The organism is Agrobacterium sp. SORGH_AS_0440 (genome assembly GCF_031453135.1).
In the GTDB taxonomy this organism is placed as follows: Bacteria; Pseudomonadota; Alphaproteobacteria; order Rhizobiales; family Rhizobiaceae; genus Agrobacterium; species Agrobacterium pusense.
This window is the reverse complement of the sequence record NZ_JAVIYR010000001.1, coordinates 1,243,841-1,268,842: the sequence shown is the minus strand read 5'-3', so window position 1 is coordinate 1,268,842 and position 25,002 is coordinate 1,243,841. Positions and strand designations below refer to the sequence as shown.

Below are 25,002 nucleotides of genomic sequence, written 5' to 3'. Positions count from 1 at the left end.
GCCTGACGTTCCCTTGCGAGAGGCCACGGCCGCCCATCACATCAATAGAAGCTTGCCTGCGCTGATATCCCTGACCGTGCCCATGGCCATAATCGGAAGCCGATCGCTGTCGAGGATCACCCGTCCTGTTGTCCGCAGCCAGCGAAACCCACCAGAGGTGAGCTGGATACGATATTCCTGATCGTAAAACACGCCGTTCGTCAGCGAATTATAGACCGCTTCAGCCACACGCGCCCGGGAGCCGCTTTCGATTTGTGCAATAAAATCCTCTACCGGGATACCGCGGGCGGCCTTTTCCGGACGAACCTCCCGCAGGCGCGCGGCCACGGCATCCAGATAAACCAGATTTTGCCCGATATTCCAGGTGTAGTAACCCACAAGTGTCTCTTCGAGAGATATGTTCTTCAACATCGGCCTTCAACAGTCTGAGATGCTTGTGGCGGGTCTCTACCATAATGGACGATAAACGGCTAACCACAAGAATTCATTCTTTTGTCTGATATAGTATCTTTTTTGGCCGGTCGCTTATCGACAGGCCATTTCGGCAGCCATGTTGGCGAAGCGATCTTCCTGTGCCAAAGAAGGTTGACCTTGCCGCCACAGATCACAGGAGCCGCCGTGACCATCGGGCTTGCCCATGCCGAACTCATTGCCGTCGTCACCGCCATTACCGGAGATGAACCGCGCGTGATGACCGTTCGGGCGGGGGCGGCGCTTCCTTCGGGACCCTTCGAATTCGGTCACAGGACGCTTCAAAGCGGCTTGCGGGAATGGATTCACGAGCAGACGCATCATCCCGTCGGTTATCTCGAGCAGCTCTACACCTTCGCCGATCGCGACCGAAACAACGATATTCCGGGCGGCAGAACCATCTCCATCGGCTATCTGGGACTTGTCCGCGAACAGGAGGCCATGGACGGCAAACGTCCTTTCTGGCACGGGTGGTACGATTATTTCCCGTGGGAAGACCATCGCCAAGGACGCCCCGCGGTTCTCGCCAGCATCATCGAGAAGCTGCGGGCATGGGCGGATTCCGACCCATCTTGTAAAAACCAGCGCCACTTGCGGGCCGATTTTACCTTCGGCCTCGACGGCGGCGGCTGGAACGAGGAACTCACCCTTCAGCGCTATGAGCTGCTGTATGAGGCGGGGCTGGTTGAGGAAGCGCAGGCCGAACCCCGGATCAATTTCGGAAGGCCGATGTTCGCCGATCACCGCCGCATCCTCGCCACCGGAATTGCCCGGTTGAGGGCCAAAATCAAATACCGGCCGGTGGTATTCGAACTGATGGCCGATACCTTCACGCTGCTGCAATTGCAGCGTGCCGTCGAGGCGTTGGCCGGGCTGACGCTGCACAAGCAGAATTTTCGCCGGCTGATCGAACAGCAGCAACTGGTGGAAGAAACCGGCGACATGGCTACGGAAACCGGCGGACGACCGGCAAAGCTTTTCCGCTTCCGCCAGACCGTCCTCGATGAACGCGCCCTTTCCGGAACGAAACTGCCGCTCTCCCGCAATTGACATATGCTCATAATGAGAATATCTCTTCGTTCTAGATATACTCAAAACGAGCATAAATGGGAGAGCATCGTGAACGAGCAGATTTCCGCCGCAAGCCTTTACGACCGCGTCGCCCGCGTCATTCCCAAGGCCGAATGGATGGGTTTCCAGGACGATGTGGAGGCGATCCTTGAGTTGAAGCGCAAGCGTAATGCCGTCATCCTCGCCCATAATTACCAGACACCTGAAATATTCCACGGTGTCGCCGATATCGTCGGCGACAGCCTTGCCCTTGCCCGCAAGGCGATGGAGGTGGAGGCGGATGTCATCGTTCTCGCCGGCGTGCATTTCATGGCCGAGACGGCGAAGCTGCTCAATCCGGGAAAAACCGTGCTCATTCCTGATATGGCTGCCGGCTGTTCGCTTGCCGATTCCATCACGCCGGAGGATATCGCCCTCCTGAGAAAGGCCTATCCCGGCGTGCCTGTTGTGACCTATGTGAACACGTCCGCCGCAGTGAAGGCTGCGTCCGATATCTGCTGCACGTCGGGTAATGCCCGCCAGGTGGTGGAATCGCTCGGCGTGCCGCGCGTCTTGATGCTGCCGGATGAATATCTGGCGAAGAACGTGGCCATGGAAACCAATGTCGAACTGATCGCCTGGCGCGGCCATTGCGAAGTGCACGAGCTTTTCACCGCCGATGACATCAGGGAGCTGCGGGAAAGCCATCCCGGCGTGATCGTACTGGCGCATCCCGAATGTCCGCCTGAGGTTGTCGAGGCCGCGGATTTTTCCGGCTCTACCGCCGTGATGTCCGACTATGTCGGTCGTGAGCGCCCCGCCCGCGTGGTGCTTCTGACGGAGTGCTCGATGAGCGACAATGTCGCCGTGCATCACCCGGACGTCGAATTTATCCGCCCGTGCAATCTCTGCCCGCACATGAAACGCATCACGCTCGGAAATATCCGCACAGCCCTTGAGGAAAACCGCCACGAAGTGACTGTCGATCCGGCCATCGCCGCCGCCGCCCGTCGCGCGGTGGAAAGGATGCTGGAAGTATGAGCGAGCGCTTGCCGCAGCAGGACTGGACGGCCATCGTCGGCAGCGGCATTGCCGGCCTGATGGCGGCGCTGACACTTGCGCCGCAGCCCGTGCTGCTTCTGACACGTGGTGCGCTTGGCGGCGAAACGTCGAGCGCCTGGGCGCAGGGCGGCATTGCCGCAAGCCTCGGTCCCGATGACAGCGTCGCGCTGCATCTTGCCGATACGCTCGCCGCGGGAGACGGTCTCTGCGATGCGGAAATGGCCGCCGATATCGTTTCCGCCGCCCCTGCTGTCATCGAGGCGCTGGAGCAGGCCGGGGTGCGCTTCGACCGGGACGCCAATGGCAGGCCCATCTTCGGGCTGGAGGCCGCCCACAGCCGAAGGCGCATCCTGCACGCCGAGGGCGACGGTTCGGGCGCGGCCATCGTCAGGGCTCTCGCCGCCGCCGTTCTGCGCACACCGTCGATCACGGTTCTTGAAGGCACCGAAGTGCGCCGGCTGCTGACACAGGACGGCGCGATCGCTGGCCTCGCCTGCGCCGGACCGAAAGGCGGCTTCGTTCTGCCGGCAACGCGGGTGGTTCTCGCCACCGGCGGCCTCGGCGGCCTCTACGAGGCCACGACCAATCCTTCCGGCAATTTCGGACAGGGCATCATGCTGGCCGCCCGCGCCGGCGCAATCCTTGCCGACATGGAATTCGTACAGTTCCATCCGACGGCGCTGTCTTCAGCGCGGCGGCCGCTGGCGCTGGTCAGCGAGGCAGTGCGGGGCGAAGGCGCACTTCTCCTCAACGAAAGCGGTGAAAGGTTCATGGCCCCTGTTCCCGGCGCGGAACTCGCCTCCCGCGACGTCGTCGCACGCGCGATAGATCGTGAAATCCTGCGCGGCGGCAGGGTGTTTCTTGACGCCCGCAAGGCCCTTGGCTCCGGCTTTTCCGCCCGGTTTCCTGCAATCGACCTGCTCTGCCGGGAGGCTGGAATAGATCCGGCCCGTGAACTGGTGCCCGTGCGCCCTGCCGTGCACTATCATATGGGCGGCATTGCCACGGACGGCAGAGGCCGAAGTTCGGTGCCGGGCCTGTGGGTCGCCGGCGAGGCCGCCTGCACGGGGCTTCACGGCGCCAACCGGCTGGCCAGCAATTCCCTGCTGGAAGCTGCCGCAATGGGTATGCGTGCGGCGCAGGATATCGCCACCCAGCCCTCGTTCGCACGGCCGAGTACCACCGCTTCTGCAACCCGCACGGTGGACCATCCTGCCGCCGATCCCGCCACCGTCCGCGCCATCATATCCCGACATCTCGGTATCGTCAGACATGCGGCGGGTCTAACCGAGGCGATCCGGGATTTACTGCCGCTCGTGGAGGGAAAGGGCCCGGCATCCGATCCCGCCCTCGTGGGTCTGGCGATCGCTGTTTTTGCCGCCTTGCGGACGGAATCGCGCGGAGCGCATTTCCGCGATGATTTTCCTGGGAAGGATGCGACGGCGACGAGGCGACGCCTGAGCATGGCAGAGGTGATTGACCTTGCCCATGCCCTTTCCTCGACCAGCCCCGCCTCTTCAAGCTTCGCACGGACCGCCTGACATGACCCTTGCCCCCCTGCCCCGCCTCATCATCGAACCGCTGGTCCGTAACGCCCTTCTGGAAGACCTGGGCCTTGCGGGCGACGTCACTTCTACCGCCGTCATTCCCGCCGATCACCGGTCGGTCGTCGTCATGGCGGCACGCGAAGAGGGTGTCGTCGCCGGGCTTGATGCTGCGGAACTGGCCTTCCAGCTCGTGGACCCGGCCATCACGATAGAGCGGAACGTGCAGGATGGAGCTTCCGTCGCACCAGGCGACACCGTTGCAACGATCAGGGGGCCTTCACGCGGACTTTTGACGGCGGAGCGCACGGCTTTGAATTTCCTCGGCCACCTGTCGGGCATCGCCTCCGTCACGGCTAAGATCGTCGCGGCCATCGCCGGGACCAATGCTTCGGTCGCCTGCACCCGCAAGACCACACCAGGCCTCCGGGCACTGGAAAAATACGCCGTGCGCGCCGGCGGCGGCATGAACCACCGTTTTGCACTCTATGACGCTGTTCTCATCAAGGACAACCACATCGCCGTGGCGGGCAGCGTGCGTGACGCGATCCGCCGTGCAAAAAAGGGTGTCGGCCATCTCGTCAAGATAGAAGTCGAGGTGGATACGCTTTCGCAGTTGCGCGAGGCGATGGATGAAGGTGTCGATGCGGTTCTTCTCGACAATATGACGCCTGAACAGCTGCGCGAAGCGGTGAAAATTGTCGCCGGTCGTGCCATTACCGAAGCGTCCGGGCGCATCACTCCACAGACGGCTGCAGCCATCGCCGCCACGGGCGTCGACCTCATCTCCATCGGCTGGCTGACCCACAGCGCGCCGGTTCTGGATATCGGACTGGATTTCGAGAGCAAAAATTGAAGCCCACGCGACACGGAACAAATTTTCCGCGCCATCGTTATTATCCCGCCTGGGGTCGATTCAAGGCGGGGGGACGTGCGCACAAAGCGGGTCCATATGCCTTTTGACCTCTCTTAGAAAGGAAAGGCCTGTTATGGAAGACGCACAAGTTGGCTGGATTGCAGCAATCATCATTGGCGGCGTAGCTGGTTGGCTCGCCGAACAGTTCATGAAAAGCAATATGGGTGTTTTCATGAACATTATCCTTGGCATTGTCGGTGCCATCGTCGCCAATTTTCTTCTGGGACTGGTGGGCGTTTCGCTTGGCGGCTGGATTGGCTATCTCATTGCCGGTTTCATCGGCGCCTGCATTCTTATTGCCGTCGGGCGTGCATTTCGCCGCTAAGGAGAGGACAGAATGAGCTTTTTCGACAAGATCAAGAACGCCATTTTCGGCAAGGCGGAAGCCGCCCCACAGACTTCGGCTCCGGCCGGCACGCCGACGGGCACTGCCAGCACAACTGCAGCAGCCCCTGCCGCACCGGCGTCACCTGCACCGACAACGGCGGCACCGGCTTCTACCGGCAACGTCGATGTAGCGTCCATCCTTGATGCGGCGGTTAAGAAAAACGGCCAGAAGCTGGACTGGAAGCACTCCATCGTCGACCTTCTCAAGGCCCTCGACCTCGACAGCAGCCTGACCGCCCGAAAGGAACTCGCCAGCGAACTCGGTTACACCGGCGATACCTCGGATTCGGCCACCATGAACATCTGGCTGCACAAGGCCGTCATCAAGAAACTTTCCGAAAACGGCGGCAAGGTTCCGGCCGAACTTCTGGACTGAACCGATAAACGGAGGCCGCCATGGACGACTATTCCAGCTTGAGGGAGCAGATCGGTCGCGATCTCGACACCCTGCAGGGAACGGAGAACCCGAAGTCAATCTTCGAAATCGCCGACGATTACCTTTTGGGAGATCCGGGTCTGAAGCGAACCATCGTCGAAGACATTATCAAGGAAGAAGCGGACAAGCGCGGTATTGCTATCCACTGAAGCAGCGCCTAGCGGGCACCGGCATTAAAAAAGGGGCGGCATCCGGTTTGGATGCCGCCCCTTTCGTGTCGCGCACATCAAGCCGCTATCTATCCAGCTTGGCTTCGGCCTTTTTCGCGTTTTCTTCCATCAACTCATACCACATCGCATTCATGACGGCGAAGATGGCGGCGAGAGGCAGGCCGAGCAGCCAGGCGAAGTACCACATGTTCGATCTCCTTCTTTCTTGATCAATAAGCATGACCGCTCTCATCGCGGATCGCCTTTTCATCCACCTTGCCCCACAGCACCCGATAGACCCACGAGGTGTAAGCGACGATGATCGGGATGAAGATGAGGGCGACGACCAGCATGATGAACAGCGTCATATGGCTGGAGGACGCGTCCCATACCGTCAGGCTCGATTTCGGATCGACCGAAGACGGAAGGATGAAAGGAAACATCGTGAGCCCCACCGTCGAGATGATGCCGAAGATTGCGAGCGAACTGGCAAGCAGCGCCATCACCTCCCGGCGCAGCGTCAACAACAGCAATGCGACGAGCGGAAAAACAAGGCCGAGGGCCGGCGCCAGCATCATCCATGGATGCGCTGCATAATTGGAGAACCAGACCCCGGTTGCAATCTCCACCGTCTTTGACAAGGGATTGGACGGTCCATCGGTCACGACTTCCGAGGTGAAGCGATAACCATCGATACCAAGCCACAGAAGAACGCCGCCAAGCGCGAAGAGAACGGTGGTGGCAAGTGCGGCGACGGAGCCGAAACTGCGGGCGCGGGCCGCCACCGGACCATCCGTTTTCAGTACCAGCCATGCGGCGCCATGCATGACCAGCATGGCGACGGATACAAGCCCGCAGAGAATGGCGTAGGGGTTCAGAAGTTCAAACAGCGTCGTCCCGTCATAGAAAATCCTGAGATCGTCATTGAGGTGGAAGGGAACACCCTGCAGTACGTTGCCGATCGCCACGCCGAAGATAAGCGAAGGAACGAAGCCGCCGATGAAGAGCGCCCAGTCCCAGCCGGTGCGCCATGCGGTGCTCTCGCGCTTGGACCGATATTTGAAACCGACCGGCCGCAGGATCAGTGCAAACAGGGTGGCGAACATGGCCAGATAGAACCCCGAGAATGACACCGCATATAGCGGCGGCCAGGCCGCGAAGATCGCTCCGCCACCAAGGATGAGCCAGACCTGATTACCCTCCCAGACCGGGCCGATGGAATTGATGACGACACGCCGCTCCACATCCGTTTTCGCCACGAAGGGCAACAGCGCGCCGGTGCCGAGATCGAAACCGCCGGTCACGGCAAAACCGATCAGCACCACGCCAAGCAGCAGCCACCAGATGATGCGGAGGATTTCGTAGTCGATGAGTTGGTGCAATATCATGATCGTTTACTCCGCAGCGACGAGTTTTTCAGGAACGAGCGGCGCTTCCGGCTGATGGTCCGGATCGGGGCCCTTGCGGATCGCTTTCAACATCAGGCCCATCTCGACGATGAACAGCACCGTGTAGATGGCGATGAAGCACAGGAGCGTGATGAGGACAGTGGACGCGCTGAGACTGGAGACGGCGGCTGCGGTCGGCAACACGCCCTCGATGATCCATGGCTGGCGGCCGAACTCGGCCACGACCCAGCCCATTTCCGCCGCGATCCATGGCAGCGGAATGGCGAATACCGCCACCTTCAGCAGCAACGGGTAATGATCCAGCCGGCGGCGGGCCGAAAGATAGAAGAAGGTCGCGGTCAGAAGGATGAAGAACATGCCGAGACCAACCATGATGCGGAACGACCAGAAGAGCGTCGGCACATGCGGGATGGTATCCGCCGCCGCCTTGGCGATCTGCTCTTCGCTCGCCTGACGAGGATCGTCCACGTAGCGTTTCAGCAGCAGGGCGTAACCGAGCTCATGGCCGAGTTCCGCGAAGGTGCCGCGCACCTCTTCCGGCAATTCGGCGCCCTTGCCGGTGGCGCGAATCTGCATCAGGGCATCATAGGCCTTGATGCCGTCGCGGATGCGGGTTTTGGCCTGCTCCACGAGATCGTTGATACCGGGAATTTCCGTATCGAGCGAGCGTGTGCCGATGAGGCCCATGACCCACGGGATCTTCACGGCAAAATGTGTCTCGCGCGATTCCTGATCCGGAAAGCCGATGGCGGTGAACGGGGCCGGCGCAGGCTCCGTCTCCCACATGGCTTCGATGGAGGCGAGCTTCATCTTCTGGTGTTCGGTCGAAAGATAACCACTTTCATCACCCAGCACGACGACGGACAGCGCGGACGCCAGGCCGAATGAGGCAGCAACCGTCATCGAGCGTTTGGCAAGATCGACATGGCGGCCTTTCAGCACATACCAGGCGGAAACGCCGAGCACGAAGATGGATGCCGTGACATAACCGGCGGAAACCGTGTGAACGAACTTCGCCTGCGCCACCGGGTTGAACAGGACTTCAAAGAAGTCAGTTACTTCCATGCGCATGGTCTGGGGATTGAAGGCGGAGCCCGTGGGGTTCTGCATCCAGCCATTGGCGATCAATATCCAAAGCGCTGAGAAATTGGAGCCGAGCGCCACACACCATGTCGCGACGAGATGGCCGAGCTTCGACAGTTTATCCCAGCCGAAAAAGAACAGACCGACGAAGGTGGCTTCCAGGAAGAAGGCCATCATGCCCTCGATCGCCAACGGCGCACCGAAGATATCGCCGACATAATGGCTGTAGTAACTCCAGTTCATACCGAACTGGAATTCCATGACGATGCCCGTGGAGACGCCCAGCACGAAATTGATACCGAACAGGGTGCCCCAGAATTTCGTCATCTGCCGCCAGATTGTGCGGCCGGTCATGACATAGACCGTTTCCATGATGGCGATCACCACCGATAGTCCGATCGTCAGGGGAACGAACAGAAAGTGATAGAGAGCCGTCACCGCAAATTGCAGGCGCGACAGCGCCACTATGTCGAGTTCCATGGTCTTATCCACCTTTTCCGGAAGGCCGGCCTTCCATTTGTAAGACGACGCCGGCTCTCAAAAAAATCTCAGTCCGGGCGCAATGTGTTCAGCACTACGCCGTATTCCGGAGTGCCGCTTTGACATTCATCAAATTGACGCCCCTCTTTCAGCACGACGATGCGGTCTGCGAATTCCGCCTCGCGGCGATTATGGGTGATGACCACGACGGTCCTGCCCTCCGCCGAGGCAAACAGGCGGGCAAGCACGTCGCGGGCGGTCTCGCCGTCCAGCCCTTCCGTCACCTCGTCGAGAAGCCAGAGGGGCTTGTCGGTGAGCAGGAAGCGGGCCAGCGCAAGCCGGCGCGACTGGCCGCCGGAAAGCCCCTGTCCCGCTTCGCCAAGCCTCGCCTCAAGCTGTCCCGGTATGGCCTTGACGTGTTCGGCAAGGCCCGCCGCCGTGAGGACCTCCCACAACTGGCTCTCGGTCGCGGCAGGATTTGCCAGCCTTAGATTGTCGGCGATGCTGTCGCGGAAGAGCTGGCTTCTCTGTGTCATAGGGCTGGACGGCAGCGCGCTGACCGTGCCTGCCGACGGCTGCAATTCGCCCGCCAGCAGCTGGATGAGGCTTGTCTTGCCCGCGCCGCTTGGACCGACGATCGCAAGCCTTTCTCCGGCGCAGATCTCAAGCTCGATACCCGTCAGCACTACGTTGCCTTCACGTTCGAGGCGCACGCCCTGAAGCTTGGCCGCAATGCCGCCAGCCGGCAGGGGCGGACAGTGCAACGCAGCTGCAGGCGCGAGCCGTGGTGCAATCCGGCGTGCGGAAAAAAGCGTTCGTCCCAGTTCCATCGCCCCACGGCGCAGCGCCGTGAACGGCTCCAGCGCCGCCAGACAGACCAGCAGGCCAAGCGCCGCGGCGGGCGCACCGAGCTTTTCCTGCTCCGCCAGCCAGGCCACGCCGAGAAGCGTCGCGCTCAAAAGTACCGCCGTTGCAACGCCGAAGGAAAACCCGGCATTCGTCTCAATGCGGTTCAAAGCTTCATCACAATCGAGCAGATAATCATCGGCCCGTTTCACCGCCTCGACCTGTGAGGCAAGCCGGCCGGCCACGAGCAGTTCCGCCTGCCCGCCGACAAGATCCGCCGCGCGAGCGCGTAGCGCCTCCAGACCGACCGCCCTGCGGCGCGAGAATTTCTCCGCCCGCAAAGCTGCACGCACCGCAATACCGAGGCCGGAAGCGACAAGAAACAATGCAGCCAGAAGACCGGCAAGCGGATCGATGAAAGCAAGCCCGATGCCGGTTGCGATCGCCGCAAGGACCGCGACGGCCGCGGGAAGCAGCACACGCAGGTAGAGTGAATCCAGCGCATCGATATCCGCTGTCAGCCGGTTCAAAAGGCGCGCCGGCCTTGCCTGGAGATTTTTCGCCGCCTGCGGCGCGGCAAAACCGCGAAACAGCTTTTCCCGAAGTGCCGCGAGGATGGAAAGCGTGGCCTCGTGGGTCGTCATGCGCTCACCATACCGCGCGGCGGTGCGGGCCAGCGCAAGAAGGCGAATGGCGGCTGAAGGTGCAAAAACGTCGAAAGCATAAGCTGTCGCCGGAAGCAGGCCGGCAATGGCGGTGGCCGTGATAAACCAGCCGGATATGCCAAGCAGACCGATGCCTGCCAGCACTGTGGTCGCCGCCAGAACCGCACCGGCCAGCAACATACCGCTCCGTGCCGACCAGAAGAGGGCGATAACGGGTTTCAATATGGCGAAGCGCGACATCATGAGGGATCTCCCGATCTCACCGCCGCCATATCCACGACCCTGTCCATGCGCGCGGCCAGCACCGGATCATGGGTCGCGACGATCAACGTCCTTCCCTTTGCCAGTTGCAGCAGGTTTTCCGTAACGAGTTCGGCCGTCTCGCGGTCGAGATGCGCCGTTGGCTCATCGGCCAGAATGAGCCGTGCGGCGGGGTCGGCGAAGGCACGGGCAATGGCGAGCCGCACCGCTTCACCGCCGGAAATGCCATGGCCGCCATCTCCCACCGGCAGATGCCCGCGGGAAGACGACAATTGATCGAGGCCGGTGCTTTCAAGCGCCTTGTCAACCATGCTCCGCGTGATGCCGGCCCGGCCGAAGCGAATGTTCGCCTCCAGCGAGCCGGCTGTGAAAAACGGCTTCTGGCCAATCCACCCGATGGATTTGCGCAGTATGTCCGCCGTCTCATCGCCGAGTACGGTGCCGCCGATTTTTATCGTGCCGCCCTGTGCCTTGGCGAGCCCGGCAATAAGGGAGAGCACCGTGGATTTGCCGCAACCGGAGGGTCCGAGAAGTGCCACTGTTTCACCCGCCCGGACATTGAAATCGAAATTTCGAAGCACGGGCGATGCACCGGGATAGGCGAAGGTCAGGTCATGCAAATGCACGGTTGCCGGCGTCGCAACTGTCACGTCCGGCGCGTCCTTGCCCGTGCCTGCAATAGCCGACCCACCCTTCGCCAGATTGTCGAGCGCGCCGAGCGCAGCCTCGCCGGCCGCCCGGTCGTGCCAGACGGCGGACAATTCCCGCAGAGGCTCGAAAAATGCCGGCGCGAGAAGCAAGATGAAAAGACCTTCGGCAAGCGTCAGTTTCTGACCCCACGCGCCGAAATCGAGAAAGCCGAGCAGATGGAAACCAATGTAAACGGCCGTCATGGCGACGCCGAGCGCCGCGAAAAGCTCAAGCACTGCCGATGAGAGAAAGGCGATCCTGAGCACCGCCATCGTTCTCTTCTTGAGATTCTGCGCATCGGCGCTCAGGCGTGTGGCCGTTAGATCGACCGCTTCCAGCGCCCGAATCGTTTCCAGCCCGCGCAGCCGGTCGAGCAGGAAGGCGTTCATATTACCGGCCTCAACAAGCTGCTTTTCACTGGCGGCCTTGGCCTGCCAGCCAATCAAAGCCATGAACAGCGGAATGGTCGGCATGGCAAGCAAAAGCACCAGCGCCGCGATCCAGCTAAACGGAAGGATGACGAGGGCATACGCCACGGGAACGACCGTTGCCTTCATCCTTGCCGGCTGAAAACGGGAAAGATAGGGCACCAGTGCCTCCGACGTTTCGGCGACGACAGCTGCCACCTCACCGGAAGCCGTTCGCGAGAGGTCGAGCGGGGAGACCCTGGCCACGGCGCGGAGCGCTTCCAGCCGCCGCTGCGAAAGAGCCGCCCGCGCCATACGGAACGACATGCGCGCTGCGGTTTTTTCCAGAAGGGCCTTGAGGATACCGAGAAGAAAAATGGCGGCAGCCGGCGGCATGAGCGCCATCATTGGCGCACCATCAGCAATTTTTCCGATGGAAAAGGCAAGCAGACCCGCCTGTGGCAACCAGAACAGCGAAACGAGAACATGCAGCAGGGAAGCCGATCTTGCCGCCGCCGGTGCGTGCATTTTTTGCGGGGTGGGCGCTTTATCGGCGCGGGGCTTGCGGCCAGGAATGGAAAAGACCCGCCGCGTACCGAGCGACAGTGCAACCGGCGCGGAACAGCCGTCATCGCGGCTGTCGGCCAAGGGAGGGGTCTGGGCTGACATGGTCATTATCGCCTTAGCCGTCCTTTTTCGCGACGCGGGGCCGACCAAGGGAAACGATCTTGTCCTTGGCCTCCAGAAGCTTGGTGACTTTGGAGCCGAGCGCCAGAAGAGAAGCCAGCCGTTCCGTCTCCAGCCTTTTCACATCGTCATACCAACCCGTCAGCTGCTCGATCAGCGTCTTCATCTCATCGATACGCCTCTGCGCATGACGCTCATCTTCGTTTTCCGGCGTTTCCATCAGGATTTCCCGAAGCACGCTGAGGGTCGGATCGATTTCGCGTTTCTTGCGCTCCTCAGCAAGCGTTCGCAGGATGTGCCAGACATCCTCAGGCGTCGTGAAAAAATCACGCCTGTCTCCGGGGAAGTGCTTGAGGATTGCCAGGTTCCAGGCTTGCAGTTCCTTGAGGCTCATCGACACGTTGGACCGCGAAATGCCGAGCGCCTCCACAATATCGTCCGCGCAGAGCGGCTGCGGCGATATGTAAAGCAGAGCATAGACTTGGCCGACAGTGCGGTTGATGCCCCAGCGGCTGCCCATCTCACCGAAATGCAGCACGAAGGACTGAACGAGCGGGGAGAGATTGGAAGACATTTCTCTTCTTTCTGAATTTTCAGTAATTTCTGAAATTTCGATAACGCAAAAAACGACTGGCGGCAAATCACCTTTTTGACCTGCGTCAAAATGTGCAAGTGGGCAGAGACGACGCTGGTATAGACGGTCCTGGGTGCAGTCCGGGCAAAATATGCGGCAGTCGTGTTGGGGGGATGACAGGCTGGAGCGTTTGCTGGCGTCCGTCACTTTCCATCCGTCATTCCGGCCTCGAGCCGGAATCCAGCCAGCCCAAGTCCTTGGGCCGCAAGGACTCTCTCGTCGCGCAGAGGCGTGTCGGCTGGATTCCGGTTCAAGGGCGGAATGACGTCCCCGAAGCAGTCGATGATATCGATAACATCTACGCGAGTCGCTACGACCAAGAATCAGCCCAAAAAAATTGGCGGCGGGATGACCCGCCGCCAATCGAAACGTCGGCGTATTCGCACGTAGAAACCTTGCTTACGAAAAAGCGATCTGAACCTTCATGGCGCGGCTGCGGTCGGAAGCGAATTCGAAGGCCGAGATGGCATCGGCGAGATCAACGGTCTGGGTGATGAAAGGTTTGACATCGATCAGGCCCTTTTGCATCAATTCAACGCCGGTTGCGAATTCCTCATGGAAGCGGAAGGAACCGCGCAGATCGAGTTCCTTGGCGGTGATCGCCATCATCGGCAAGCTCATATCGCCGCCAAGGCCAAGCTGGACGATGATGCCGCGCGGGCGAAGCGCCGCGATACCGCCGGCAAGCGCCACGGCGGCGCCTGAGCATTCATAGAGAATATCGAAGGTTCCCTTGTTCGCACCGTAGGCGGCAAGCGCGTCGGGCTCGTCCTTGCTATTGATGACGCGGTCCGCACCCGCCTCACGCGCCTTGCCAAGCGTGAAATCGGAAAGATCGGTGGCGACGATCTCAGCTGCACCGGCGCGGCGCGCGGCCAGAATGGAGAGGATACCGATCGGGCCGCAGCCCGTGACCAGCACACGTTTTCCCAGCATATCACCGGCGCGGCGGGTGGCGTGCAGCGTTACCGCCAGCGGTTCCGCCATGGCGGCCTCACCGGCGCTCAGGCCATCGGCCGGCACGCATTGCAGGGCATCGGCCACCAGGACCTCGCGGAAGGCGCCCTGAATATGCGGGAAAGGCATGGCGCTGCCATAAAACCGCATGTCCAGGCACTGGTTGTGCAGGCCTTCCTGGCAGAAGGCGGCAGGTTCGGCACGGGCGGGATGGCGAAACCGCAACCAGACCACCGATCTTCAGCCCATCGACGCCTTCGCCCAGTTCCTCAATGACGGCGGAGACCTCATGGCCCAGCACCATCGGTTCACGCAACCGCACGGCGCCGAAACCGCCATGATTGTAATAGTGCAGATCACTGCCGCAGATTCCGCCCCTGGCCAGACGGAGCCGCACCTCACCCGGTCCCGGCTTTTCCTCCGGCCGGTCTTCGATGCGCACATCCTTTGCCCCGTGGGCGACAATCGCTTTCATGACAACTCCCGTTCAAGCGCGCGCCATTATGGCGCATAAAATTCTTCATCCCATTGCTGCCGCAAGATGCGCCTCGACGCACCTTGTCAGTTCGCCACCCGCCCGATACGTACCGAAAGCGGGCGCATCAGCCTTGACATCCGCCCTCAAAGGGAGGAATGTTATCGGTAACATATACTTTCAAGAACGCAATGTCGAGAGACTGGAGGAAACAGTGGGCCTTAATTTGTTCGATCTTTCCGGCCGCCGCGCCCTGATCACGGGTTCGTCCCAGGGCATCGGGTTGGCGCTGGCTCAAGGGCTGGCGGAAGCAGGGGCGGAAGTGGTACTGAACGGGCGCGATGAGGTGAAGCTGAAGGCGGCGGCAGCGGGCATCAAGGGTGCCAGAACGCTTGCCTTCGATGCTACCGATCACGGCGCGGTGCGCGAGGCGATCGACCGTTTCGAAGCGGAGGTCGCCCCCATCGATATCCTCGTCAACAATGCCGGTATGCAACACCGAACGCCGCTGGAGGATTTTCCGGCGGATGCCTTCGAGCGCCTGCTGCAAACCAACGTCGCCTCGGTGTTTCACGCCGGGCAGGCTGCCGCGCGTCACATGATCGGCCGCGGCCGTGGCAAGATCATCAACATTGCCAGCGTGCAGACCGCCCTTGCCCGCCCCGGCATCGCCCCCTACACCGCCACCAAGGGTGCCGTTGGCAACCTGACAAAAGGCATGGCGACGGACTGGGCCAAATATGGACTGCAGTGTAACGCCATTGCGCCCGGTTATTTCGACACCCCGCTCAACGCCGCCCTTGTTGCGGACGAGACCTTTTCGGCATGGCTTGAAAAGCGTACGCCGGCCGGTCGCTGGGGCAAGGTCGAAGAACTCGTCGGCGCCTGCATTTTCCTGTCGTCCGATGCCTCATCCTTCGTGAACGGCCACATTCTCTACGTCGACGGCGGCATTACCGCCTCGCTTTGACACCCCAGGCCCGGATGGCCGGCTGCACCGCCATCCGGGCTTGAACGACGACACCACGACGCTTTGGGAGGAGGCCGTGACCACCATGACCGAGAAGAACAAAGTTGCACTCATCGGCGCAGGCGCCATGGGCGGGGCGATCGGGACACGGCTCATAGAGACCGGCAATCAGCTGACGGTTTTCGATCTGGATGCGGAAAAGGTGGCGGCACTGACGAGCCTCGGCGCGCAGAGCGCGAGCACAGCGGCGGAAGCAGCGTCGATTTCCGATGTGGTCATTCTCAGCCTCAATTCGCCCAAAATCGTTCGCATCGCCGTCTTCGGCAAGGATGGCGTCGCGGCGGGGGCGAAGCCCGGCACGCTCATCATCGACATGTCTTCCATCGATCCGGAAGCCACAAAGGAACTGGCAGCCGATGCCGCCGAAAAGGACCTGCGCTGGGTGGACAGCCCGCTTTCGGGCGGCGCGCCCAAGGCGCTTGTCGGCCAACTGACGCTTATGGCCGGGGGCAGCGAAAAGGATGTGGCCGATGCGCATCGCGTGCTGCGACATGTGGCCAGCAATTACACCCATATGGGACCCTGCGGCGCAGGGCAGACCACGAAACTCATCAACCAGGTTCTGTGCGGTCTGAACTTCCTTGCTGTAGCGGAAGCGACGCAACTGGCGCTGGACGCCGGCGTCGATGCCGCAAAAATTCCGCAGGCACTGAGGGGTGGCCGCGCCGACAGCGTCATCCTGCGAGGAGTACATGCCGCGTTACGTGGCCAGGGATTACCGCCGCACCGGCCGGATCGACAATATGGTGAAGGACCTGAACGGCGCGCAGGATCTCGCCCGACGCACCAACACGGCCATGCCGCTGACGGCTGTTTGCGCCGAGGTGCACCGGATGCTCACGGCAGCAGGGCTCGGTGGAGAGGACCAGGCAGCGCTTATGGAGTTTTTCAGCGGCGCAAAGCGAAGCTTTCCGGACTGATTGACCGGCAGACAGGGGATGGCCGGAGCTTGTTGATACAGTCCCTGCGAGCCATTGCGAAATTGTCTTTCAGCGAAGATGATCAGGCGAATCGGCACGGCAGTGGGCCCGATGACAGCAGACGCATGTATGCAAAGGACATTTCCCGATGACCACCTCCGCGACAGGCACGGGAATTGCCAGTCTGACCGTTTCCGGAACCGGTTTCATTGCCGAAATCGCTTATCAAGGGGCGACGCTTCTGAGCTGGCGGCCGGTCTCTGCCGATGGCAGCGGAGGCGAAAATCTTGTCGACGGATATTCGACGCCCGCCGAAATGCAGTCCCAAAATGGCGTGAGGAACGGCATTCTCGCGCCCTTCTCCAACCGCATCCCGGATGGTCGGTTTAGTTTTGCCGGGCAGACGCACCGCATTGAGCCGGTGCTTGCCCATGAAGCCCTCGTCTTCCACGGATTTGCCAGAGCCCTGCTCTTCGTCCTCGCCCAGTCATCGGAGGAAAACGGCGCTCATACTCTCATCTTCCGTGCCGAAATATCGCCTGCGGATTTCAGCGGTTACCCTTACCGTCTCGCCATCGAAGTGGAATATCGCTTCGTCGGCCATGACGTTAACATCGACATACGCGGCATCAACCGCGACGACCGGCCCCTGCCCTTCGCGGCCGGCTGGCATCCCTATTTCCGCCTGCCTGGCACCACGTCCATCGACGACCTTCTCCTCACTCTGCCTTCGCGAACAGCAATTGAAACAAACGAGTATCTCATCCCCCTGCGAAACCCACAGGGCGGGTTACTCAAACGGAACGACACCCTTTTTCTCCATACCCCGCTGGCCGGGCATGTGGTCGATACCTGTTTCACCGATCTGATTGCTTCCGCAAACGGGCTTTACGAGACGAGGCTCGAAAACCCGCGTGACGGTTCAAGCCTGACGGTCTGGCAGGAGCGTGGGCACATGCATGTCTTTACCGGGGATACGCTCGCACGCGACAGGCGGCGCTCCATCGCGCTCGAACCCGTGGAAACGCCGACCAACGCCTTCAACCAGGCGGAACTCGCGGATGCAATTACGCTGCAACCGGGCGAGACGCGAAGCTTCCGCTTTGGCGTCCGTTTCAAGGCAGCACGCTGATCACGGTTCGATAGCCCTCAGATATGCGTCGTCGGCAGCGAAGACGACAGTTTCACCGTCTCCATGGAGATATAGGCGGACATGTCGTAAAGTTGCACGCGGCGTAGAATCTGTTTGTAGACCGTGTCGTAATATTCGACATTCGGCAGGACGAGCTTCAGAATATAATCAAAATTGCCGGTGAGCCGGTGAACCTCGACGATTTCAGGGATGGTGCTGACTGCGGCATGGAACCGGTCCAGCCAGTCCTCCGCATGAAGGCCCGTTCTTACCAGCAGGAAAACCGTGGTCGGAAGATTGACCTTCCGCCGGTCGAGCAGCGCCATGGTGCCTGTCACATAACCTTCCGTTCGTAGCCGCGTGATGCGGCGCGAACAGGCCGATAGCGACAGGGAAACTTCCTCTGCGATATCGGCGAGCGGGGCTTCGGCATTTTCCTGGAGAATCGCAAGGATTCGGCGGTCGCGGTCATCAATCATCAGCGAACAATGCACAGGTTAATGCAAGTACGCAAGAAATTTGCGAGATCAGGACAGAAAGCGCGCAAAGTTTGCATCTAGGCCCCGAAAACTGCGCAAAAACGCATGCCGTTTTCGTTGCGACGATGGCATTCTTACTTTCAATCAAAGTTGAAAAGGGAACTCTTATGAAACGGATCGGCCTGATCGGCGGCATGAGCTGGGAATCCACCGCAACCTATTACCGCATGATCAACGAGGCGGTTCGCGACAGCCGGGGCGGTCTGGTCTCGGCCGATATCGTCATGCATTCGCTCGATTTTTCCGAGGTCGTCGCCCTTCAGAAGGCAGACCGCTGGGATGAGGCCGGCGCGCTTCTGGGTGCAGCAGGCGCGCGCCTTGCCAATGCCGGCGCCGATTGTGTACTGATCTGCACCAATACCATGCATCTCGTTGCGGACACCGTTGCGAAAATGTCCGGCGTGGCGCTGATTGACATCATCGACGAGACCGCAGCCGCCCTGAAAACGGATGGACGCAGCAAGCCGCTGCTGCTCGCCACCCGCTACACGATGGAACACGGTTTCTACACCGACCGGATGCGCCGCCACGGCGTCGACGTGGTCGTGCCGGATGCGGAAGACAGGGCCGCCATCCACGACATCATCTTCGGTGAATTGTGCCAGGGCGAGATCAAGTCCTGCTCGCGTGACCGCTATCTTGCGGTCATCGAGAAGGCCCGCGCACTCGGCGTTGATTCCGTCATTCTCGGTTGCACCGAAATTTCCCTGCTGATCGATCCCGACGCCCTGCCGCTGCCGGGTTACGATTCGACCGCCATTCACGCGAAGGCCGCCGTCGGTTTTGCGCTCGGAGACAAGGCTTTCGACAGAGCCGCATGAATGTGCCGCCTCTTTGCCTATTCCGGTAAACCGGTCTGGCTCGACAGCCTGCTGATCGAGCCGGAAGCCTCGCTGGTCAGCCAGTCCATGGCAGCAAGGGAAGCCAAGACCGTCGTTAATGGTGATGGTTGCGGCCTTGGCTGGTATGGCGAACGCGGAACGCCCGGCGTCTTTCGCGACACGCGGCCGGCCTGGTCAGACGCCAATCTCGCGGCGCTTTGCCACCAGCTTCGGTCGGGCATGTTCATGGCGCATGTGCGATCCGCCACGTCGGGCGAAGTCTCGCGCGCCAATTGCCACCCCTTTGCGCATGGGAAATACCTTTTCATGCATAACGGCCAGATCGGTGGCTATGAGCAGATCAGGCGCGATATCGATTCCCTTATCCCCGATGACATCTATGCATCCCGACGCGGCACGGGCGACAGCGAAGCGATCTTCTTGATTGCCGCCGGCCATGGCCTTGAGGTGGACCCGGTCAATGCCATCTCTACCGCGCTGCGGCTTTGCCAGGAAAAGATGATGGCGGCGGGTGTCTCTTCCGCATTGAGATTCAGCGCCGTTCTGATGGATGGTGACTGCGTTCACGCCTTCCGCTGGTCAAGCGATGACAAGCCGCCGACACTTTACTGGCGCGGTCTGGACGAAGGCATTGCGTTGAGTTCGGAACCCTTTTCCTTCGATTGTGCTCCCTGGTGCGCCGTTCCACCAAATACCAGCGTGACGATCCGCGCCGGAAAAATGACGACACAGGCTTTTTTCCTTCCGTAATCCCGGCTTTGCTGGCCGCATTTTCCCGGTTTCGCCGCGTCGCTTCCGTCGACCGGTGCGGCTGCCGCGATGCCTCGTTTATTTTCATTGAATTTTTGCGGCCGCGAAGGCTAGTGTGGTCCATGGCGTCGGATCGGAATAAGCACGATTTTCGGCTCGACGCGCAAAACGGAATATTAGAGCGAAACAGATTTCAGGACCGGTGAACCATTTAGAAGTGTTGCAGCCTCTCCCTTTCTTGCACGTTGCCCGCCATCGCGAAGACCATGCAAACCCGTTCAGGAACGACCCATAATGGGCCGGCAATCCCTTCGGCGATCCTCGGAACGCAGAGTAAAAAGTCTTATTTTTCATCACCCTAGGCCGTTCAACTTTCCGAAAAAATTGCTGTTGCCACACCTCCATATCGATGCATAAACTGGCATCAGCAAAGGCAACACGGATCGACCTCATCAGACCCTCTCCTCCCACCAAGGTGCTGACCGACCAATGATCAATAATCTCAACGCCGCCGATCTCCCCCGTCCCGCGCCGCGCAGTTCCAACCCGGAAATCATGGCGTCGGAAATCATCGAACGCCTCACCTACCGTATCGGCAAGGACGTCAAGGTTGCCAAGCCGCATGACTGGCTGACCGCAACCATTCTCGTCGTACGCGACCGCATCATCGACAAGTGGATGGAATCCACCCGCAAGGCCTATGCCAACAATTCCAAGCGCGTTTATTACCTGTCGCTCGAATTCCTGATCGGCCGCCTGATGCGCGACGCCATCTCCAATATCGGCCTGATGCATGAAATCCGCGACGCGCTGTCATCGCTCGGCGTCGATCTTGACGTCATCGCCGGGCTGGAGCCGGATGCCGCGCTCGGCAATGGCGGCCTTGGTCGTCTCGCCGCCTGTTTCATGGAATCCATGGCGACCGTTGATATCCCCGCCTATGGCTATGGCATCCGTTACGTGCACGGCCTCTTCCGCCAGCAGATGGCTGACGGATGGCAGGTGGAACTGCCGGAAACATGGCTTGCCCACGGTAACCCCTGGGAATTCGAACGCCGCGAAAGCTCCTATGAAATCGGCTTCGGCGGATCTGTAGAGACGATCGGCGGTTATGAAGATCCGCAGCGTTTCGTCTGGAAACCGGCCGAACGCGTCATCGCCATGGCCTATGACACGCCGGTGGTCGGCTGGCGCGGCACTCGCGTCAACACGCTCCGCCTTTGGTCGGCACAGCCGATCGATCCCATTCTGCTGGCTGCCTTCAACGCTGGCGACCACATCGGCGCGCTGCGTGAAAGCAACAAGGCGGAGAGCCTGACGCGGGTTCTTTATCCTGCTGACGCGACGCCTGCCGGTCAGGAACTGCGCCTGCGGCAGGAATTCTTCTTCTCCTCCGCCTCCTTGCAGGACATTCTGCGCCGCCATCTGCAGCAATATCCGGATTTTACTTCGCTGCCGGAAAAGGTCTCGATCCAGCTAAACGATACACATCCGGCCATATCCATTGCGGAGATGATGCGCCTTCTATGCGATGTGCACGGGCTGGAATTTGATGAGGCTTGGAAGATCACCCAGGGTACCTTCTCCTACACCAATCACACGCTGCTGCCGGAAGCGCTGGAAAGCTGGCCCGTGCCGCTGCTCGAACGTCTTCTGCCCCGGCACATGCAGATCGTCTACGCCATCAACGCAAATACGCTGCTCTTTGCCCGCAAGGAAAAGAAGATGGCGGATCAGCAGATCCGCTCCATCTCGCTCATCGATGAAGGCGGCGAGCGCCGCGTGCGCATGGGCAATCTCGCTTTCATCGGCTCTCATTCGATCAACGGCGTTTCCGCCCTCCATACCGAGCTGATGAAGGAGACGGTCTTTGCCGATCTCCACGGCCTCTATCCTGACCGTATCAACAACAAGACCAACGGCATCACACCGCGCCGCTGGCTGATGCAGTGCAATCCCGGCCTCACCAGCCTGCTTCGCGAAACGATCGGCGACGATTTCCTCGATGATGCGGAAAAGCTGACAGCGCTCGACCGTTTCGCCGACGATGCCGCGTTCCGCGAGAAATTCGCCGAGGTGAAGCGTCTGAACAAGGTGCGCCTTGCCAATACGGTGGCGCAGCGCATGGGCATTCGCGTCGATCCGTCGGCCATGTTCGACATCCAGATCAAACGTATCCATGAATATAAGCGCCAGCTTCTGAACCTCGTGGAAACCGTCGCGCTTTACGACCAGATTCGTTCTCACCCGGAACTGGATTGGGTTCCGCGCGTTAAGTTCTTTGCAGGCAAAGCGGCGCCGAGTTACCACAACGCGAAGCTGATCATTAAGCTTGCCAACGATATTGCCCGGGTCATCAACAACGATCCGGCCGTGCGCGGGCTTCTGAAAGTGGTATTTGTTCCGAACTATAACGTCTCGCTCGCGGAAATCATGGTACCCGCCGCCGATCTCTCCGAACAGATCTCGACGGCCGGCATGGAAGCCTCCGGCACCGGCAACATGAAATTCGCCCTCAACGGCGCACTGACCATCGGCACGCTCGATGGCGCCAACGTTGAAATGCGCGATCATGTCGGTGAAGACAACATCGTTATTTTTGGCATGACGGCCGATGAGGTGGCCAGAGCCCGTGCAGAGGGTCACAATCCCCGCGCGATCATCGAAGGATCGTCGGAACTGTCGCAGGCCCTTTCGTCCATCGCATCAGGCGTCTTCTCGCCGGATGACCGCTCACGATTCGCCGGCCTGATCGACGGTATTTACAACAGCGACTGGTTCATGGTTGCCGCCGATTTCGACGCCTATGCCGGTGCGCAGCGAGAAGTAGATGCGATCTGGAGTAATCCGGATAGCTGGTACGCCAAAACAGTGCGCAATACGGCGCGCATGGGCTGGTTCTCGTCCGACAGGACGATCCGCCAATATGCCACCGAGATCTGGAGAGCCTGATGAAAAAACCGCTCAATTCGGCCGACGAGAAAAAGACTGGCGACATCACGAAGGCTGAAATCGAGGCGATCAAGAGCGGTTTGCATTCCAATCCCTTTGCCCTTCTCGGCGTTCACGAAACGCCGGAAGGGTTTTCTGCCCGCTGTTTCATTCCGGGTGCCGAGGAGGTTTCCGTCCTGACGCTGGACGGAAATTTCGTGGGCGAATTGAAGCAGCTGGACCCGGACGGCTTTTTTGAAGGCCCGATCGATATTTCCAAACGCCAGCCGGTGCGTTACCGCGCCTGCCGCGATGATGCCGAGTGGGCTGTGACAGACCCCTACAGCTTCGGCCCGGTTCTCGGCCCCATGGATGATTATTTCGTCCGGGAAGGATCGCATCTGCGGCTGTTCGACAAGATGGGCGCGCACCCGCTGAAGCTCGAAGGCGTTGAAGGTTTTCACTTCGCCGTCTGGGCGCCGAATGCGCGGCGCGTTTCCGTCGTTGGCGATTTCAACAATTGGGACGGCCGCCGGCATGTGATGCGTTTCCGAAAGGATACGGGCATCTGGGAAATCTTCGCGCCCGACGTCTATGCCGGCTGCGCCTACAAATTCGAGATTCTCGGTGCAAACGGCGAGCTGCTGCCGCTGAAAGCCGACCCCTATGCCCGCCGCGCCGAGTTGCGGCCGAAGAACGCTTCCGTCACTACGTCCGAACTGACGCAAAAATGGGAAGATCAGGCCCATAGGGAGCATTGGGCGCAGGTGGACCAGCGCCGCCAGCCGATCAGCATCTATGAGGTTCATGCCGGCTCCTGGCAGCGTCGTGAGGACGGCACCTTCCTAAGTTGGGACGAGCTCGCCGCCCAGCTCATTCCCTATTGTACGGATATGGGCTTCACCCATATCGAGTTCCTGCCGATTACGGAACATCCCTATGACCCTTCCTGGGGTTACCAGACGACGGGTCTATACGCCCCAAGCGCACGTTTTGGCGATCCCGAAGGGTTTGCCCGCTTCGTCAATGGCGCTCACAAGGTTGGCATCGGCGTTTTGCTGGACTGGGTTCCCGCGCATTTTCCGACCGACGAACATGGACTTCGCTGGTTCGATGGCACGGCGCTCTATGAGCACGCCGATCCGCGTCAGGGTTTCCATCCCGACTGGAACACGGCGATCTATAATTTCGGCCGCGTCGAGGTCATGTCCTACCTCATCAACAACGCGCTTTACTGGGCTGAAAAATTCCATCTCGACGGCCTGCGCGTCGATGCAGTCGCCTCGATGCTCTATCTCGATTATTCCCGCAAGGAAGGTGAGTGGATCCCGAACGAATATGGCGGGCGCGAAAATCTCGAATCCGTGCGCTTCCTGCAGAAGATGAATTCCCTCGTTTATGGCACCCATCCGGGCGTCATGACGATTGCCGAGGAATCCACCTCCTGGCCGAAAGTGTCGCAGCCCGTTCATGAGGGCGGTCTCGGTTTCGGTTTCAAGTGGAATATGGGCTTCATGCACGACACGCTGAGTTATTTCTCGCGGGAGCCTGTGCATCGCAAGTTCCATCATCAGGAACTGACCTTCGGCCTGCTTTACGCCTTCACTGAAAATTTCGTGCTGCCGCTGTCCCACGACGAGGTTGTGCACGGCAAGGGGTCGCTGATCGCCAAAATGTCCGGCGATGACTGGCAGAAATTCGCCAATCTCCGCTCCTATTACGGCTTCATGTGGGGTTATCCCGGCAAGAAGCTGCTGTTCATGGGTCAGGAGTTTGCGCAGTGGAGCGAATGGAGCGAAAAGGGCGCGCTCGACTGGAACCTTCGCCAATATCCGATGCATGAAGGCATGCGCCGGCTGGTGCGCGACCTCAACCTCACCTATCGGTCCAAAGCCGCCCTGCACGCCCGCGATTGCGAACCCGACGGCTTCCGCTGGCTTGTGGTCGATGATCACGAGAATTCCGTCTTCGCCTGGCTGCGCACGGCGCCCGGCGAAAAGCCGGTCGCGGTCATCTGCAACCTCACCCCGGTCTATCGGGAAAACTATTATGTGCCGCTGCCCCAGGCGGGGCGGTGGAGGGAGATTCTCAACACCGATGCCGAAATTTATGGCGGCAGCGGCAAGGGAAATGGCGGACGCGTTCAGGCGGTCGATGCCGGCGGCGATATCGGGGCGATGCTCGTCCTGCCGCCGCTCGCCACGATCATGCTCGAGCCGGAAAACTGACAGACAGAGAGGGAGGACACC

Annotated in this window: 21 protein-coding genes and 2 pseudogenes; 14 read left to right on the top strand and 9 right to left on the bottom strand. The window is 60.3% G+C overall.

Annotated elements, in window-relative coordinates:
• Window positions 1–36: 36 nt before the first annotated feature.
• On the bottom strand, window positions 37–411 hold the full coding sequence (locus QE453_RS05825; RefSeq protein ID WP_006698082.1) for a PAS domain-containing protein: 375 nt from the start codon (window positions 409–411) through the stop codon (window positions 37–39).
• 207 nt (window positions 412–618) lie between these two features.
• On the opposite strand from QE453_RS05825, the gene QE453_RS05820 reads away from it, so the two are divergent.
• The 7 genes from QE453_RS05820 (at window position 619) to QE453_RS05790 (ending at window position 6,015) form a co-directional block, all read left to right on the top strand.
• Window positions 619–1,521 (top strand): NrtR DNA-binding winged helix domain-containing protein, encoded by a 903-nt coding sequence (locus QE453_RS05820; RefSeq protein WP_042935995.1) that lies wholly within the window; start codon window positions 619–621, stop codon window positions 1,519–1,521.
• A gap of 69 nt (window positions 1,522–1,590) precedes the next feature.
• Window positions 1,591–2,562: a quinolinate synthase NadA gene (gene nadA / locus QE453_RS05815; protein ID WP_044459452.1), complete on the top strand. Its 972-nt coding sequence runs from the start codon at window positions 1,591–1,593 to the stop codon at window positions 2,560–2,562.
• Window positions 2,559–4,124, top strand: coding sequence for an L-aspartate oxidase (locus QE453_RS05810; RefSeq protein ID WP_279873955.1), 1,566 nt, complete (start codon window positions 2,559–2,561; stop codon window positions 4,122–4,124). The genes nadA and QE453_RS05810 overlap by 4 nt, the downstream gene beginning before the upstream one ends.
• A gap of 1 nt (window position 4,125) precedes the next feature.
• Entirely contained in the window at window positions 4,126–4,983 is an 858-nt protein-coding gene (nadC, locus tag QE453_RS05805; protein WP_044459454.1) for a carboxylating nicotinate-nucleotide diphosphorylase, read from the top strand.
• A gap of 133 nt (window positions 4,984–5,116) precedes the next feature.
• On the top strand, window positions 5,117–5,368 hold the full coding sequence (locus tag QE453_RS05800) for a GlsB/YeaQ/YmgE family stress response membrane protein (protein WP_004437812.1): 252 nt from the start codon (window positions 5,117–5,119) through the stop codon (window positions 5,366–5,368).
• A 12-nt stretch (window positions 5,369–5,380) separates the two neighbouring features.
• The gene (locus QE453_RS05795) at window positions 5,381–5,806 is read left to right on the top strand and encodes a DUF3597 domain-containing protein (RefSeq protein WP_004437809.1); all 426 of its coding nucleotides are present in this window, start codon (window positions 5,381–5,383) and stop codon (window positions 5,804–5,806) included.
• A gap of 20 nt (window positions 5,807–5,826) precedes the next feature.
• Window positions 5,827–6,015: a hypothetical protein gene (locus QE453_RS05790; RefSeq protein ID WP_004437805.1), complete on the top strand. Its 189-nt coding sequence runs from the start codon at window positions 5,827–5,829 to the stop codon at window positions 6,013–6,015.
• An 85-nt stretch (window positions 6,016–6,100) separates the two neighbouring features.
• On the opposite strand, the gene cydX is transcribed toward QE453_RS05790, so the two are convergent.
• The 7 genes and pseudogenes from cydX to QE453_RS05755 form a co-directional block, all read right to left on the bottom strand.
• Entirely contained in the window at window positions 6,101–6,223 is a 123-nt protein-coding gene (gene cydX / locus QE453_RS05785; protein WP_006698088.1) for a cytochrome bd-I oxidase subunit CydX, read from the bottom strand.
• Between the two features lie 22 nt (window positions 6,224–6,245).
• Window positions 6,246–7,403, bottom strand: coding sequence for a cytochrome d ubiquinol oxidase subunit II (cydB, locus tag QE453_RS05780; protein WP_035207590.1), 1,158 nt, complete (start codon window positions 7,401–7,403; stop codon window positions 6,246–6,248).
• A 6-nt stretch (window positions 7,404–7,409) separates the two neighbouring features.
• Entirely contained in the window at window positions 7,410–8,987 is a 1,578-nt protein-coding gene (locus QE453_RS05775) for a cytochrome ubiquinol oxidase subunit I (RefSeq protein WP_006698090.1), read from the bottom strand.
• A gap of 68 nt (window positions 8,988–9,055) precedes the next feature.
• On the bottom strand, window positions 9,056–10,741 hold the full coding sequence (locus QE453_RS05770; protein WP_108081698.1) for an amino acid ABC transporter ATP-binding/permease protein: 1,686 nt from the start codon (window positions 10,739–10,741) through the stop codon (window positions 9,056–9,058).
• Window positions 10,738–12,525, bottom strand: a complete 1,788-nt coding sequence (gene cydD, locus QE453_RS05765) for a thiol reductant ABC exporter subunit CydD (protein WP_404977882.1) — start codon at window positions 12,523–12,525, stop codon at window positions 10,738–10,740. The genes QE453_RS05770 and cydD overlap by 4 nt, the downstream gene beginning before the upstream one ends.
• A 13-nt stretch (window positions 12,526–12,538) precedes the next feature.
• Window positions 12,539–13,117, bottom strand: coding sequence for a GbsR/MarR family transcriptional regulator (locus QE453_RS05760; protein ID WP_004437788.1), 579 nt, complete (start codon window positions 13,115–13,117; stop codon window positions 12,539–12,541).
• Window positions 13,118–13,576: 459 nt separating this feature from the next.
• Window positions 13,577–14,609: pseudogene (locus QE453_RS05755) on the bottom strand (L-idonate 5-dehydrogenase).
• Window positions 14,610–14,823: 214 nt separating this feature from the next.
• On the opposite strand from QE453_RS05755, the gene QE453_RS05750 reads away from it, so the two are divergent.
• From QE453_RS05750 to QE453_RS05740, 3 genes and pseudogenes are all read left to right on the top strand, one after another.
• On the top strand, window positions 14,824–15,579 hold the full coding sequence (locus QE453_RS05750) for an SDR family oxidoreductase (RefSeq protein WP_309776531.1): 756 nt from the start codon (window positions 14,824–14,826) through the stop codon (window positions 15,577–15,579).
• 85 nt (window positions 15,580–15,664) lie between these two features.
• A pseudogene (locus tag QE453_RS05745) lies at window positions 15,665–16,559 on the top strand (NAD(P)-dependent oxidoreductase).
• 148 nt (window positions 16,560–16,707) lie between these two features.
• Window positions 16,708–17,691: an aldose 1-epimerase gene (locus QE453_RS05740; RefSeq protein WP_279873952.1), complete on the top strand. Its 984-nt coding sequence runs from the start codon at window positions 16,708–16,710 to the stop codon at window positions 17,689–17,691.
• A gap of 17 nt (window positions 17,692–17,708) precedes the next feature.
• On the opposite strand, the gene QE453_RS05735 is transcribed toward QE453_RS05740, so the two are convergent.
• On the bottom strand, window positions 17,709–18,170 hold the full coding sequence (locus tag QE453_RS05735) for an Lrp/AsnC family transcriptional regulator (RefSeq protein ID WP_279873951.1): 462 nt from the start codon (window positions 18,168–18,170) through the stop codon (window positions 17,709–17,711).
• Between the two features lie 167 nt (window positions 18,171–18,337).
• On the opposite strand from QE453_RS05735, the gene QE453_RS05730 reads away from it, so the two are divergent.
• The 4 genes from QE453_RS05730 to glgB all read left to right on the top strand — a co-directional run bounded on the left by QE453_RS05730 (window position 18,338) and on the right by glgB (window position 24,981).
• Window positions 18,338–19,051 carry an aspartate/glutamate racemase family protein gene (locus QE453_RS05730; RefSeq protein ID WP_112416458.1) on the top strand — a complete coding sequence of 238 codons (714 nt, stop codon included), beginning with the start codon at window positions 18,338–18,340 and terminating at the stop codon, window positions 19,049–19,051.
• Window positions 19,052–19,822 carry a class II glutamine amidotransferase gene (locus QE453_RS05725; protein WP_004437768.1) on the top strand — a complete coding sequence of 257 codons (771 nt, stop codon included), beginning with the start codon at window positions 19,052–19,054 and terminating at the stop codon, window positions 19,820–19,822.
• A 489-nt stretch (window positions 19,823–20,311) separates the two neighbouring features.
• Window positions 20,312–22,774: a glycogen/starch/alpha-glucan phosphorylase gene (locus tag QE453_RS05720; RefSeq protein WP_022563443.1), complete on the top strand. Its 2,463-nt coding sequence runs from the start codon at window positions 20,312–20,314 to the stop codon at window positions 22,772–22,774.
• Window positions 22,774–24,981, top strand: coding sequence for a 1,4-alpha-glucan branching protein GlgB (gene glgB, locus QE453_RS05715; protein WP_004437762.1), 2,208 nt, complete (start codon window positions 22,774–22,776; stop codon window positions 24,979–24,981). Before QE453_RS05720 ends, glgB begins: the two co-directional genes overlap by 1 nt.
• Window positions 24,982–25,002 lie beyond the last annotated feature (21 nt).